This window comes from Micromonospora sp. DT62 (assembly GCF_049847285.1).
GTDB lineage: Bacteria > Actinomycetota > Actinomycetes > Mycobacteriales > Micromonosporaceae > Micromonospora > Micromonospora reichwaldensis.
The window spans coordinates 283,749-296,729 of the sequence record NZ_JBNCOB010000002.1 but is presented as its reverse complement, the minus strand read 5'-3'; the positions used below and the strand labels follow the sequence as shown (position 1 = coordinate 296,729).

General features: G+C 73.4%; 13 protein-coding genes and 1 tRNA gene. 6 read left to right on the top strand and 8 right to left on the bottom strand.

What is annotated here, in order from left to right:
* Positions 1 to 18 precede the first annotated feature (18 nt).
* The gene (locus ACPXCB_RS04865) at positions 19 to 924 is read left to right on the top strand and encodes a Gfo/Idh/MocA family protein (RefSeq protein WP_425872559.1); all 906 of its coding nucleotides are present in this window, start codon (positions 19 to 21) and stop codon (positions 922 to 924) included.
* A 2-nt stretch (positions 925 to 926) separates the two neighbouring features.
* On the opposite strand, the gene ACPXCB_RS04860 is transcribed toward ACPXCB_RS04865, so the two are convergent.
* Entirely contained in the window at positions 927 to 1,118 is a 192-nt protein-coding gene (locus ACPXCB_RS04860; RefSeq protein ID WP_425872558.1) for a DUF2795 domain-containing protein, read from the bottom strand.
* Positions 1,119 to 1,208: 90 nt separating this feature from the next.
* Here ACPXCB_RS04860 and ACPXCB_RS04855 point away from each other — a divergent pair, with 90 nt between their 5' ends.
* Positions 1,209 to 2,465, top strand: a complete 1,257-nt coding sequence (locus ACPXCB_RS04855; RefSeq protein ID WP_425872556.1) for an erythromycin esterase family protein — start codon at positions 1,209 to 1,211, stop codon at positions 2,463 to 2,465.
* Between the two features lie 110 nt (positions 2,466 to 2,575).
* Here ACPXCB_RS04855 and ACPXCB_RS04850 read toward each other — a convergent pair whose 3' ends face one another.
* The 3 genes from ACPXCB_RS04850 to ACPXCB_RS04840 form a co-directional block, all read right to left on the bottom strand.
* Positions 2,576 to 4,795 (bottom strand): MMPL family transporter, encoded by a 2,220-nt coding sequence (locus ACPXCB_RS04850; protein ID WP_425872554.1) that lies wholly within the window; start codon positions 4,793 to 4,795, stop codon positions 2,576 to 2,578.
* 38 nt (positions 4,796 to 4,833) lie between these two features.
* Entirely contained in the window at positions 4,834 to 5,379 is a 546-nt protein-coding gene (locus ACPXCB_RS04845) for a TetR/AcrR family transcriptional regulator (protein WP_425872552.1), read from the bottom strand.
* A gap of 98 nt (positions 5,380 to 5,477) precedes the next feature.
* Positions 5,478 to 5,924: a winged helix-turn-helix transcriptional regulator gene (locus ACPXCB_RS04840; protein ID WP_425872888.1), complete on the bottom strand. Its 447-nt coding sequence runs from the start codon at positions 5,922 to 5,924 to the stop codon at positions 5,478 to 5,480.
* 63 nt (positions 5,925 to 5,987) lie between these two features.
* Here ACPXCB_RS04840 and ACPXCB_RS04835 point away from each other — a divergent pair, with 63 nt between their 5' ends.
* The 3 genes from ACPXCB_RS04835 to ACPXCB_RS04825 all read left to right on the top strand — a co-directional run bounded on the left by ACPXCB_RS04835 (position 5,988) and on the right by ACPXCB_RS04825 (position 8,293).
* Complete coding sequence (locus ACPXCB_RS04835) at positions 5,988 to 6,407, top strand: isocitrate lyase/phosphoenolpyruvate mutase family protein (protein WP_425872550.1); 420 nt, start codon at positions 5,988 to 5,990, stop codon at positions 6,405 to 6,407.
* Between the two features lie 31 nt (positions 6,408 to 6,438).
* Positions 6,439 to 7,398, top strand: a complete 960-nt coding sequence (gene ligD / locus ACPXCB_RS04830; protein ID WP_425872549.1) for a non-homologous end-joining DNA ligase — start codon at positions 6,439 to 6,441, stop codon at positions 7,396 to 7,398.
* 397 nt (positions 7,399 to 7,795) lie between these two features.
* Entirely contained in the window at positions 7,796 to 8,293 is a 498-nt protein-coding gene (locus tag ACPXCB_RS04825) for an anthrone oxygenase family protein (protein ID WP_425872547.1), read from the top strand.
* 59 nt (positions 8,294 to 8,352) lie between these two features.
* On the opposite strand, the gene ACPXCB_RS04820 is transcribed toward ACPXCB_RS04825, so the two are convergent.
* From ACPXCB_RS04820 to ACPXCB_RS04805, 4 genes are all read right to left on the bottom strand, one after another.
* Positions 8,353 to 8,424: transfer RNA gene (locus tag ACPXCB_RS04820), tRNA-Arg, on the bottom strand.
* A gap of 253 nt (positions 8,425 to 8,677) precedes the next feature.
* Complete coding sequence (locus ACPXCB_RS04815; RefSeq protein ID WP_425872545.1) at positions 8,678 to 9,370, bottom strand: winged helix-turn-helix domain-containing protein; 693 nt, start codon at positions 9,368 to 9,370, stop codon at positions 8,678 to 8,680.
* Positions 9,371 to 9,677: 307 nt separating this feature from the next.
* The gene (locus tag ACPXCB_RS04810) at positions 9,678 to 10,340 is read right to left on the bottom strand and encodes a DUF305 domain-containing protein (protein WP_425872543.1); all 663 of its coding nucleotides are present in this window, start codon (positions 10,338 to 10,340) and stop codon (positions 9,678 to 9,680) included.
* A gap of 8 nt (positions 10,341 to 10,348) precedes the next feature.
* Positions 10,349 to 11,215, bottom strand: coding sequence for a DUF3105 domain-containing protein (locus ACPXCB_RS04805; RefSeq protein ID WP_425872541.1), 867 nt, complete (start codon positions 11,213 to 11,215; stop codon positions 10,349 to 10,351).
* Between the two features lie 100 nt (positions 11,216 to 11,315).
* On the opposite strand from ACPXCB_RS04805, the gene argS reads away from it, so the two are divergent.
* Entirely contained in the window at positions 11,316 to 12,980 is a 1,665-nt protein-coding gene (gene argS / locus ACPXCB_RS04800; RefSeq protein ID WP_425872539.1) for an arginine--tRNA ligase, read from the top strand.
* Position 12,981 lies beyond the last annotated feature (1 nt).

The following is a 12,981-nucleotide window of genomic DNA, read 5'->3' as shown; positions in this document are numbered from 1 at the left end:
CGACGGTGGAGGTGGCTCGTGGTGCGGTTCGGGTTGTTCGGCACCGGTCACTGGGCGGCCGAGACGCACGCCGCGGCGCTGCACGCGCACCCGGGGGTCGCGTTCGCCGGCGTGTGGGGCCGGGACCCGCGCAAGGCCGCGGCCCTGGCCGAGCGGTACGGAGTGTCGACGTTCGACGACGTCGACGCGCTCATCGACGCCTGCGACGCGGTCGCCGTGGCCCTCCCGCCGGACGTCCAGGCCGGCATCGCGGTCCGCGCGGCCACCGCCGGCCGGCACCTGCTGCTGGACAAGCCGCTCGCGTTGAGCGTCGCCGACGCCGACCGGGTGGTCGACGCCGCACAGACGGCGGGCGTCGCCTCGGTGGTCTTCTTCACCGGCCGCTACCGGCCGAACATCGCCGCTTTTCTCGCCTCGACGGCCGCCGTCGGCGGGTGGCACACTGCCAAGGCGATCCGGTTCGGCTCCATCTTCCAGCCCGGCAGCCCCTACGGGGCCTCGCCCTGGCGCCGGGAGCACGGCGCGCTGTGGGACATCGGCCCGCACGCGCTGTCGCTCGTCCTGCCGGTGCTCGGCCGGGTCACCCGCGTCGCCGCGATGGACGGGCCGCGTGGGCTCGTCCACCTGCTCCTCACCCACGACGGGGGCGCGACCAGCATGGTGGCGCTGACCTTGGACGCCCCGCAGGAGGCGGTGAGCCAGGAGTTCGTCTTCTACGGCGAGAACGGCGTGGAGACCGTTCCGGCCGGCGAGGGCGACTCGACGACCGCCCTCGGGGTGGCGATCGACCAGCTGCTGGAGGAGATCGGCTCGGGCAGCCGGGACCACCGCTGCGACGTGCGCTTCGGCCGCGAGGTCGTGGCCGTGCTCGCCGCCGCCGAGACCGCCCGCGCCGAGGGCCGCACCGTCGACCTGCCGAGCTGAGGTCAGGCCAGCGGGTTCAGGGCCTCGCTCAGCTCGGCGGGGGAGTCGAACTCCTCCGCCGGCAGGGCCCGGAGCGTCTGGAGCATCGCCGTGCTGACCCCGTTCTCCTGGCCCCAGCGGATCAGGTCCTCCCGGGAGACCGGGTAGTCGAGCCCGGCCAGGTACTCCTGCAACTGCACGCCGGTGACGGTCATGCCGGCGGCCTACCCGCTCAGCCCGCCGGCACACGCCCGCCGATCGACGTTCGGCGGTTTGCTCCGGCGGCGCGCCGGGTAGCCGCCGGCATGCTGGTTCAGCGGCTCGGCGCGCCGAGCGACTTCGACCCGTTGCTGGAGCGCGTCCGGGACGCCCGGATCGTGATGATCGGCGAGGCGACGCACGGCAACTACGACTACTACCGTCTGCGCGAACAGCTCACCCGCCGGCTCATCGCCGAGTGCGGTTTCTCCTTCGTGGCCGTGGAGGGGGACTGGCCCGACTGCGACCGGGTGCACCGCTCGGTGACCGCCGCCCCGGGCGGGGCCGCCGACCCGCGCGTCGCGCTGGAGCGCTTCGAGCGCTGGCCGACCTGGATGTGGGCGAACGCCGAGGTGGCCCGCTTCTGCTCCTGGTTGCGGGCGTGGAACGTGGAGCGGCCCCAGGACGCCCGGGCCGGCTTCCACGGCCTGGACGTCTACAGCCTGTGGGAGTCCATGCAGGCGATCTTCGACTACCTCGGCGAGGAGGACCCGGGATCGCTGGAGGCGGCGCAGGACGCGTACCGCTGCTTCGAGCCGTACGGCAAGCGGGTCGAGGAGTACGGCATGGCGAGCCGGTTCGTCTCCGCCCGCTGCGAGGAGGAGGTCGTGCGCCTGCTGGCGCGTACCCGCGAACAGGCCGCCGCGGACGGCCCGGACAGCTTCTCGGCCTGGCAGAACGCGGAGGTGGTGGCCGGCGCGGAGCGCTACTACCGGGCGATGGTGGGCGGCGGGCCGGAGTCGTGGAACATCCGGGACACGCACATGACGGACACCCTGGACCGGCTGCTGGAGCGCTACGGCCCGGGCGCGCGGGGCGTCGTCTGGGCGCACAACACGCACATCGGCGACGCCCGGGCCACCGACATGGCCGCCGACGGGATGGTCAACATCGGCCAGTTGGCCCGCGAGCGGCACGGCGCCGACGAGGTCGTCCTGGTCGGCTTCGGCGGCTACCGGGGCACGGTGATCGCGGCGCCCCGCTGGGGTTCGCCGGCCGAGGCGATGGTGGTGCCGCCGGCCCGCCCCGGCTCGGTCGAGCACCGGCTGCACGAGCTGATGCCCGAGCGGGCCGTGCTGGTCTTCGGCGGCGACGACCAGCCCGGCTGGGTCACCGGAACCGCCGACCACCGGGCGATCGGGGTGGTCTACGACCCGTCCTTCGAGTCGTGGGGCAACTACGTGCCGACCCGGCTGGGGGAGCGCTACGACGCCCTCATCTGGTGCGACGAGACCACGGCCCTGCACCCCCTCCCGGCCCTGACCACCCCGGGCGAGATGGAAACCTACCCGGCCGGCGTCTGACCGAGGCCCACCCAGGTCCCGGCGATCATGCAGTCGTGGTGCCCGTTCCCGCCGGGTTCGCCGGTTGTGCGGGGCACCACGACTGCATGATCGACCAAGCGGTGGGTGGGTCAGGGGTGGGCGGGGGACTTCTCGTCCAGGTGGGCGCGGAGGCCCTCGCCCTCGATGTCGACGTTGGGCAGGATCTTGTCCAGCCAACGGGGGAGCCACCAGGCCCGCTTGCCCAGCAGTGACATCACGGCCGGCACGATGGTCATCCGGACCACGAACGCGTCGATGGCGACGCCGATGGCGAGCGCGAAGCCCATCGACTTGATGACCGGGTCGTCGAGGAAGACGAAGCCGCCGAACACCGAGATCATGATCAGCGCGGCGGCGGTCACCACCCGGGCGCCGTGCCCCATCCCGTTGATGGTCGCCTGCTGCGCGGTGTCGCCGTGCACGAAGTCCTCCCGCATCCGGGAGACCAGGAAGACCTCGTAGTCCATCGCCAGGCCGAACAGGATGCCGATCAGCAGGATCGGCAGGAAGCTGACCAGCGGGCCGGGCGTGTCCAGGCCGACCAGGTCGGCGAGGTGGCCCTGCTGGAACACCGCCACGGTGATGCCGAAGGTGGCGGCGACGGTGAGCAGGAAGCCCAGCGCGGCCTTGACCGGCACCAGCAGCGAGCGGAAGACCAGCATCAGCAGCAGCACCGACAGGCCCACCACCAGCAGCAGGTACACCGGCAGGGCGTCGGAGAGCTTCTCGGAGACGTCGATGCCGATCGCGGTCGCCCCGGTCAGCAGCACGTCGACGTCGGGGAACCCGCCCACCTCCGCGCGGACGTCGTTCACCAGGGTCTCGGTGGCCTCGTCGGTCGGGCCGGTCTTCGGCACCACCCCGAGCAGCGCGGTGCGGCCGTCCGGGCTGAGCTGCGGCGGGGCCACCGCGAGGACGTTCTCGGTGCGCTGGATCAGCGCGGTGACCTGCGGAATGGCGGCCGAGGTCGCCTGCGGGGTGTCACCGGCGACCACCACCGCGAGCCGGCCGGTGAAGCCGGGCCCGAAGCCCTCGGTGATCACGTCGTTCGACTCCCGGGCGGCCGAGCCGACCGGCGCGGTGCCCGCGTCGGGCAGCGCCAGCCGCATGTCGGGCGCGGGCAGGGCGAGCAGCCCCAACCCGATCAGCCCGACCAGGATGACCGGCACCCGGAACCGGGTGACGAGGCGCGCCCAGCGGAACCCGAAGCCCGACCGGTCCTCGGCCGGCGGAGTGACCGGGTCGGCGGCGTCGCCCGCCCGGTCCTCGGCCGCGGCGTCCCCGGCCGGCACCGTCGAGCGGCGCTTGCGGGGCAGCACCCGGCGGCCGGCGAAGCCGAGCAGGGCCGGCTGGAGAGTGATCGCGACCAGCACCGCGATGGTGACCGTGCCGGCGGCTGCCAGACCCATCACCGTCAGGAACGGGATGTTCACGACGGCCAGCCCGGCCAGCGCGATGACGACGGTGGCGCCGGCGAAGACCACGGCCGAGCCGGCGGTGCCGACCGCGCGGCCCACCGCCTCGTCCGGTGGCAGCCCCTCCATCAGGTTCTGCCGGTAGCGGGAGGTGATGAAGAGCGAATAGTCGATGCCGACCGCGAGGCCGAGCATCAGGGCGAGGATCGGCGCGGTGCTGCTCAGGTCGACCACGCTGCTGATCGCGAAGAGACCCGCCATGCCGACGCCCACGCCGATCAGCGCGTTGAGCATCGTCATCCCGGCCGCCACCAGCGAACCGAAGGTGACCACCAGGACGATCGCGGCGACCGCCACGCCGATGACCTCGGTCGAACCGACCTCCGGCACGCTGCTGAGCACCTCGCCGCCGGGCGCGACCTCCCAGCCCTGGGCCTCGGCCCGCTCGCCGACCTTCTCGTACGCCTCGCGCTGGGCGTCGGTCACCTCGTCGGCGCCGGTGGCGAACTGGACCTGGACCAGCGCGTACCGGCCGTCGGGGGAGACCGCCCCCACCTGGAACGGGTCGACGGCGCCGACGACGCCGGGCAGAGTGGCGGCCTCCTGGGTGAGTTCCTTCACCACGGCCTGCCCCTGCGGGCTGGCGAGCACGCCGTCGGCCGGCGCCCTGACCGCGATCGTGCCGGTCGCGCCGCTCGCCGCCGGGAACTGCTCGGCGAGCAGGTCCAGGGCGCGCTGCGACTCGGTGCCGGGCATGGTGAAGTTGTCGGCTATCGGGCCGCGCAGGGTCGCGGCGGCGAGGCCGAGACCGACGAGTACGACGAGCCAGATCGCCGCGACGAGTCGCCGCCGGCGCATCGAGCCCCGGCCGAGCCGGTAAAGCAGGGTGGCCATGAGTTCCTTGTCCTCGGTCGTGGATTGTTGGGTACGGATCAGTCGACGGGCTCCAGTGCCCGCCGGGTGAGCGCCAGCAGGGCGGCGCGCAGTTCCTCGTCGGGTACGTCGACGAACTCCCCGCAGGTCTCGGAGATGCCGGCGAGCAGCACCAGCGCCACGATCCGGGCGGACGGGCGTTCCGGGTGCCCGGCGAGCGCGTCGACCAGTCGCTCGGACATCCGCTGGATGTGCGCGAAGGCGGGCTGCTTGAGCAGCTCCGGGAACTCGCCCCGCAGCAGGGCGATCTCGCGGCGGAATCGGACCGCGAGGTCGACGAAGCCCTCGGCGGCGACCCGTTGGGCGTCCGCGCCGCGATGCGCGCGGATCCGCTCGTCGAGCGCCTGGAGGACGTCGATCGCCGGGGCCATCAGCTCGGTGAGGATGGCTTCCTTGTTGGCGAAGTGGTAGAGCACCGCCGCCTTGGAGCAGCCCACCTCGCCGGCGATGTCCTGCAACGAGGTGCCCCGGTAGCCGGTCGTCGCGAAGCGTCGGGCCGCCGCCGCAAGGATCTCGTCGTGCGTCTCCGGAACCATCCGCGCCATGCCGGTCCACCTCCCCGACCAGCATGCCTGACCGATCGGTCAGACCCTGACCGATCGGTCAGATGGAGGGCGTGGCGTTCCCCACACGCGGCCGGGGTTTACCGCTCAGGTACGGGCGGGAGGTCCCCGCCGTGCGCCCGGTCGTACGTGGCCCGGGCGTCGGCGATCGCGCTGCGGTGCCGTTCCGCCCAGTGGGTCAGGGCCACCAGCGACTCGTGGAGCTCCAGCGCGATCGGGGTGGCGGTGTACTCCACCTTCGGCGGGACGGTCGGATGGACCTTCCGGTGCAGCAGCCCGTCGCGTTCGAGGTTGCGCAGGGTCAGGGTGAGCATCCGGCGGCTGATCCCCTCGACGCGGCGTTCCAGCTCCGTGAAGCGCACCGGGCCCTGGGAGGCGGCCACGAGGATGCCGATGCTCCACTTGCCGCCCACCCGGTCGAGCACCTCGCGGACCGTGCACGCCGTGGCCCGACCGGGGGCGACCGCCCCGCACGCCTCGGACGCCCGCCCGGCGGTGACAGCGCTGTTCCCCTGCGACACGCCCATGCCTCCTTCACGCTCCGCCCTCATGGTCACAGAGGGTGTCCCCGCCGACAAACCGCGTCGCCCGTGCGCCGCCGGCGGCGGAAGCGGCCAGGTCCATCGACACGGAATTGGGGCTGCGCCCCGGGCGCCGGTCCACCGAGAATCGGCGTCTTCCTCGCCGGCGGCGACCCCGCCGCCCTGCTCCCGGAGGCGGTCCGCCGGGCCACCCGCTACCTCGCCGCCGGCGCGGACTGCGTCTACCCGATCCTGCTCGCCGACCCGGCGATCCTGGCCGAGCTGGTGGCCGCCGTGCCCGGGGCGGTGAACGCGCTCGCCCGCCCCGGCGCCCCCACGGTGCCGGAGCTGGCCGCGCTCGGGGTGGCCCGGGTCAGCTACGGCGGGGGCCTGTACGCCGCCGCCCGCGGGCACACGCAGCGGATGCTCGACGTCGTCCGGGCCGGCGGCGATCCGTTCGCGGCGGTTCGCCCCGCCGCGTCCGGTTGACCGCCGGCCCCCGGGCCGCGAAGGTGGTCGGATGAGTGGCGCTGACGAGACCCGGGACGGGGTGTCGCTGACCAACCTCGACCAGCCGTTGTTCGACGGCGCCGACGCGACCAAGCGGGACCTGGTCGACTACCTCGACGCGGTGCACGAGCGGATCCTGCCGCAGTTGCGGGGCCGGCCGCTGTCGGTGATCCGGGTCCGGCCGGGGCAGCCGCCGTTCATGCAGAAGAACCTGCCGAAGTACACGCCGGACTGGGTGGCCCGCACGCCGGTCTGGGCCGAGGCGTCGCACCGCGAGATCTCGTACGCGCTCTGCGACGACCGGCGCACCCTGCTCTGGTTCGCCAACCAGCGCGCGGTGGAGTACCACCCCACCCTGGCCACGGTCGACGACCTGCACCGCCCCACCCACCTGGTGCTGGACCTCGATCCGCCGGAGGGGGACTCCTTCGCGCTGGCGGTCGCCGCCGCGCGGCTGGTCCGGCAGGCGCTCGCCGACGCGGGGCTCGCCGGCGCGGTCAAGACCAGCGGGGCCAAGGGCGTGCACGTCTTCGTGCCGGTGGCGCAGGGCGCCACGGTGGAGGACATGGCCGCCGCGACCCGGGCGGTGGCGGCCCGCGCCGAACGGCTGGACCCGGCGCTGGCCACCACCGCCTTCATCCGCGAGGACCGGGGCGGCAAGGTGTTCGTCGACTCGACCCGGTCCGGCGGGGCGACCGTGGTGGCCGCCTACAGTCCCCGGCTGCGGCCGGGCGTGCCGGTCTCCTTCCCGGTCGACTGGGCCGACCTGGGCGACGTGACCCCGGCCGACTTCACCATCCGCACCGCCCCGGCGCTGACCGCCGGACGCGACCCCTGGGCCGAGCGGCTGCCCGCGCCGCAGCGGCTCCCGGCGGACCTGGTCGCGGAGGGGCACACCATCCCGGTCGCCCGGGTGCAGGCCATGCACGAGGGCAAGCGCCGGGCCCGCGCCCGCCGCGCCGCCGGCTGACGTACGCGCATCAGCCCCGCCCGTCACCGGCGGCCCTGCCGATGCCCGTCACCGCTGCCGTCGCCGTCGCTCGCCCCGTCGTCTGTCGCCCGTCACCGCCGCCGTCGTTCGCCCCGTCGTCTGTCGCCCGTCACCGCCGCCGTCGTTCGCCCGTCGTCCGTCGTCCGTCGCCCGTCGCCCGTCGCCCGCCCGGGCTACGTCGGGAGGCGACGCCCGGCCGCGCGGACAAGCGACCGGTCCGCGCCGCCGTACGTCCACAGGCGACCCCGCCTTCACGCCGTCGGGCGGCAGACGGGCCGCGGCGGCCCACCTAGCGTCGACGACGACCCAGCGGACGACGCCGGGACGACCCGGCCGACGGCGCCGGGACGGCGTCGACGGATCGGCAGGAGGACCCATGACCCGCGACAGGCTCATCTGGGCGGTGCTCGTCGTTCTGGTGTGGACGGCGATGATGTCGTTCGGCGGCGTCGCCGCCGAGACCGTGATGCTCTACCCGAACATCTTCGGGGACCCGCCGGCGTCGCTGGACCGGGCCCGCGAGTTCCTGGTGGCGGGCGGCCCGAGTGACTACTTCCCGCCGCTCGGCGCTACCGTCGTGCTCGCCTGCCTCGCCGCGGCGGTGCTGACCTGGCGCGACCGCCGGCTGCGCTGGTGGATCGCTGGCGCGGCCGTGGTCTTCGTCGCCTGCGAGTTCCTGTTCTCCGTGTTCTTCTTCTGGCCGCGCAACGAGATCATGTTCGTCGACCCGGTCGGCACGCACTCCCCGCAGTACCTGCGTGAGGTGGCGGCCGAGTTCGTCGCGGGGCACCGGGTGCGCCTGGTGGGCGGAGCGGTGACGGCGGCCCTGGCGTTCACCGCGCTGCTGCGCTGGGCGACGGCACCTCGGACCTGACGTGGACAGGCGAACGGGGTGGACGCTCGGCGTCCACCCCGTTCGATCGTTGTCTGGTGTGCCCCCGGCAGGATTCGAACCTGCGCCCCCGCCTCCGGAGGGCGGTGCTCTATCCCCTGAGCTACGGGGGCTCAGCGACTGGAGAAGACTAGCAAACGTCTCCCCCGAACACCGAATCGGTATCCGGTGCGCGCCCTCGTGTCGCCCCGCCCTGCCGATGTCGGTCGCCGGAGGACCGGCGACCGGTGCCACCCTGTTCCACCTGCACCCGGACGCCGCTGCCAACAACCCCCCCCCGGCTGGCACGAGTGGAACCTCACGGGTGTTTCCGGGCACCGGATACACCCCTGACGTTCCACTCGCCAACGCCACTCGCGCGGGTGGTCAGGCGGCGACGGGGCGGCCGCAGCTCGGCAGCGGGTGCAGCACGATGCGGCGGGGCAGGCGGCGGGGCCACTCGCTGCGGGGCCAGGAGCCGTCGACGATCAGGTGCACGGTCCGCTGCTCCTCGCCGCTGAGCCGCAGCACGAAGTCGCGCGGGAGCGGCGGGTCGACCGACGGGGTGGTGATCATGAAGCGCACCCGGCCGCGGGAGGAGACGGCGGAGATGACGTCCGCCGCCGGCATCGTGCCCCGCAGGCGTACGCGGCCGATCCAGTAGACCTCGGCGAGGTGCTCCTGCGCCGCCCGGGTGATGGCCGGGTACTCGCTGCGCACCCAGCGTTCCACCGCGCCGACGCAGAGGCCGCAGGCCCGTTCCCGGGGCTCCCGGGGGCCCAGCCCCCAGGCCCGCAGGTACGCGCCCACCGCCCCGGCGTCCATGGACGGCTCGAAGCGGTGCTGGATGAGGGCGTGCAGGCTCTGCCGCGTCCACAGCTCCTCGTCCAGGCCCAGCTCGTCGGGATGGACGCCCCGCAGGACGTCGATGAGTTCGAGCTCCTGTTCGCGGCTGAGCGTTCCCGGCTCGCCCTGCCGCTGTCCGCGACGGACGGCTGCCACCGCCCCGTCACCGCCGATGGTGTGGCGCCGGCACCAGCTGGTGACCGAACGCCGCGCGTCTCTCAGTGCAACCCCCACGTCCTGCGCAACGAGCCCGAATCGCAACTGGTCACGATATGTGTGGAGAAAACTCTCTTAGTGTCGCAATGGGGTAGATGGCGCAGGAGATCGCTTAGCACTCAAAGCGGACAGGGAGGCGTGGGCGGCCTCTCTCGCCGCCCAACCAGCGCGCGTGACCTGCAGCATCGTGCTTACAGCCGGAGCAGGGGTCGGCGCGGCTGGCCGGCGCCCTGCGGGGGCTGGGATGGCGAGAGGTCCGCGTCGGCCGGGTGAAGCGGCGGCGACGCGGACCTCTCGATCGGGCGACGGTGCGGTGGCGGCGGGGTCAGCCGCCCAACCGCTTCAGCGCGTTCTGGAGATTCGTGAGGTCGTTGCGCTGGGTGTTCTTCATGGTCTGCGCGGTCCTGACGACGTCGGGCTCGTCGCTGACGTCGAGGATGCCGTCGATCATGTGGATGCCGCCCAGGTGATGCTTGATCATCAGTTGCAGGAAGAGGACGTCCAGCTCCCGGCCCTCGGCCGCGTGCAGCTTCGCCATCTCCTCGGGGGTGGCCATGCCCGGCATGAGGCCGTTCCTGACCAGGCCGGCGCCGTCGGACATCCACGACATCGGCGGCTGGCTGCCCGCCGGGTCGAGCCCCCACGAGCGCAGCCACGTGTGCATCGTGCCGATCTCGCCCTGCTGGGAGGTGGCGATGTCGCCGCCGATGCTGCGGACCTCCGGATCGCTGCCCTTGTCGAAGGCGACCAGGCCCATCTCCACCGCCTGCGCGTGGTGGGTCAGCATGTCCCGGGCGAATCCCGCCTCCGCCGAGGCGTCGCCCGGCCGGGTGAGCCGGGGGGTCAGCATGCCACCGGCGTACCCGAGGAGCAGCCCGACCACGACGGCCAGGGCCAGCGCGGCCGTGCCCCAGCGGGCCGGCGACCGCCGTTCCTCCGGAGCCGGGCTGGCCGGCTCGCTGGTCGCGGTCATGGTCGGGATGCTCATCGCTCTCCTCAGCCCTGCGGCATCTGCTGGGCGTCGTCGCGCGGCGTGGTGCCGGTGGCGGTGATGCCCTGGCTGCACAGCGCGGTCGGCCCCTCGATCGAGGCGTTGACCTTCAGCGTCTTGATGAACTCGTCGATGCGGCCGTCGTCGGCGTTGTCGACCTTGAGCTGGTAGCCCCACGCCTGGAGCGAGATCGGCTTGTCCAGCCCCTCGAACGGGCTGAGCATCAGCTTCTCCTTGCCCCGCACCTTGTCGGCGAGCTTCGTCACCTGGTCGGCGGGCAGGTCCGGGCGGTAGGTGATCCAGACCGTGCCGTGCTCCAGGCTGTGCACCGCGTGCTCGTTGGCGATCTGGGCGGGGTAGACGTCGCCCATGCAGTTCTGCCAGGCCGCGTTGTGCGGGCCGGCCACCGGCGGGAGCACCGTGTAGGTGAGGGGCCCCGTCTTGTGGTTGCCGCCGGACACGAGGTCCTTGTCCTTCTCGCGGTAGTTGACGATGCCGTCGATCGCGTCCGCCCGGTCCTCCCAGGGCTTGGCGCCCTGGAACGTCGCCCAGGCGCCGTAGCCGATGATCGCCACGGCCAGCACACCCACGGCGACGAAGAGCGCGATCGGCCCCCACGAGCGGCCCTGGCTCACCTTGACCGGGGCGATGGGCTTGCGGCTCTTGCCCCCGGCGCCGGGGCGGGTGCCCGTCGGCTTGCCGGACCCGGCCTTGGCGCCGGTGGATCCGGTCTTCGCGCCGGTGGAACCGGGCTTGGCGCCGCCGGACCCGGTCTTGGCGCCTGCTGCCGGCCGGCCCGCTGCCGGCTTCTTGCCGGTGCTGACCACGTTCGGGCGCCGCTCGGGGCCGCCACCCGGTGTGCTGATGCTCATCGTGCCTCGTCAGGTCGGTCGGTCAGGGGATCCGGCGGGCCGGTCTCACACACTGGGTCGCCGCCGCGGGTGCCGAGTCTACCCCCGATAACATGGATCGGTGACTCCCGCAGAACTCGCCGAGGTCGTCCTATCCGCAGCCCACGCCGTCTTCACCGAGCGTGGCCTGGACCGCTCCGCCCTGCCGGAGCGGACGGCGGTCGAGCGACCTCGCAGCCCCGAGCACGGCGACTACGCCTCCACGCTGGCCCTCCAGCTCAGCAAGAAGGTGGGCGTCCCGCCGCGCGAGCTGGCCACGGCCCTCGCCGAGCAGCTCGGCCGGGCCCCGGGGGTCAAGTCGGTGGAGATCGCCGGCCCGGGCTTCCTCAACATCCGGCTCGACGCGGCCGCCGCCGGCCAGCTCGCCCGCACGATCGTGGAGGCGGGCGAGGCGTACGGGCGCAGCGACCGGCTCGCCGGGCAGCGGATGAACCTGGAGTTCGTCTCGGCGAACCCGACCGGCCCGGTGCACATCGGCGGCGTCCGCTGGGCGGCCGTCGGCGACGCGCTGAGCCGGCTCCTGCGCGCCACCGGCGCCGAGGTCGGGACGGAATACTACTTCAACGACGCGGGCTCCCAGATCGACCGGTTCGCCCGGTCGCTGCTCGCCGCCGCGAAGGGCGAGCCGGCCCCCGAGGACGGGTACGCCGGGGCGTACATCAGCGAGATCGCCGACGCCGTCCGGGGCATCCGCCCCGACGTGCTGGAGCTGGACGACGCCGCCGCCCAGGAGGTCTTCCGGGTCGAGGGCGTGCAGCTCATGTTCGCCGAGATCAAGTCCTCGCTGCGCGGCTTCGGGGTGGAGTTCGACACCTACTTCAACGAAAAGGACCTGCACGACCGGGGCGAGCTGGACCTGGCCCTCCAGCGGCTGCGTGACCAGGGCCACCTCTACGAGTCCGACGGCGCGACCTGGCTGCGCACCACCGACTTCGGCGACGACAAGGACCGGGTGCTGCGCAAGTCCAACGGCGAGTGGACCTACTTCGCCGCCGACTGCGCCTACTACCTGGACAAGCGGGAGCGCGGCTTCGACCGCGTCGTGATCATGCTGGGCGCCGACCACCACGGCTACATCGGCCGGATGAAGGCGATGGCCGCCTGCTTCGGCGACGACCCGGAGCGCAGCCTGGAGATCCTGATCGGCCAGCTGGTCAACCTGGTCCGCGACGGCGCCCCGGTCCGGATGAGCAAGCGGGCCGGCACGGTGGTGACCCTGGAGGACCTGGTCGACGCGATCGGCGTGGACGCCTCCCGCTACGCGCTCGCCCGCTACTCCAGCGACTCCCCGATCGACATCGACGTCGAGCTGTGGACCCGGGCCACCCGCGACAACCCGGTCTACTACGTGCAGTACGTGGCGGCCCGGACGGCCAGCGTGGGCCGCAACGCCGCCGAGGTGGGGCTGACCCGGGGCGACGCCGAGGCGTTCCGCCCCGATCTGCTCGGCCACGAGAAGGAGAACGAGCTGCTCAAGGCGCTCGCCGAGTTCCCCGCCGTGGTCGCTGCGGCGGCCGAGCTGCGCGGCCCGCACCGGGTGGCCCGCTACCTGGAGGAGCTGGCCGGGGCATACCACCGGTTCTACGACGAGTGCCGGATCCTGCCGCGCGGCGACGAGGAGACCACCGACCTGCACCGGGCCCGGCTCTGGCTGAACGACGCCACCCGCACCGTGATCGCCAACGGCCTGCGCCTGCTGGGCGTCTCGGCCCCGGAAAGGATGTAGG

Coding starts and splice junctions, on each gene's coding strand:
- ACPXCB_RS04860 (WP_425872558.1), bottom strand. CDS start 1,118: ATGACCGTCACCGGCGTGCAGTTGCAGGAGTACCTGGCCGGGCTCGAC.
- ACPXCB_RS04855 (WP_425872556.1), top strand. CDS start 1,209: ATGCTGGTTCAGCGGCTCGGCGCGCCGAGCGACTTCGACCCGTTGCTG.
- ACPXCB_RS04850 (WP_425872554.1), bottom strand. CDS start 4,795: ATGGCCACCCTGCTTTACCGGCTCGGCCGGGGCTCGATGCGCCGGCGG.
- ACPXCB_RS04845 (WP_425872552.1), bottom strand. CDS start 5,379: ATGGCGCGGATGGTTCCGGAGACGCACGACGAGATCCTTGCGGCGGCG.
- ACPXCB_RS04840 (WP_425872888.1), bottom strand. CDS start 5,924: ATGGGCGTGTCGCAGGGGAACAGCGCTGTCACCGCCGGGCGGGCGTCC.
- ligD (WP_425872549.1), top strand. CDS start 6,439: ATGAGTGGCGCTGACGAGACCCGGGACGGGGTGTCGCTGACCAACCTC.
- ACPXCB_RS04825 (WP_425872547.1), top strand. CDS start 7,796: ATGACCCGCGACAGGCTCATCTGGGCGGTGCTCGTCGTTCTGGTGTGG.
- ACPXCB_RS04810 (WP_425872543.1), bottom strand. CDS start 10,340: ATGAGCATCCCGACCATGACCGCGACCAGCGAGCCGGCCAGCCCGGCT.
- ACPXCB_RS04805 (WP_425872541.1), bottom strand. CDS start 11,215: ATGAGCATCAGCACACCGGGTGGCGGCCCCGAGCGGCGCCCGAACGTG.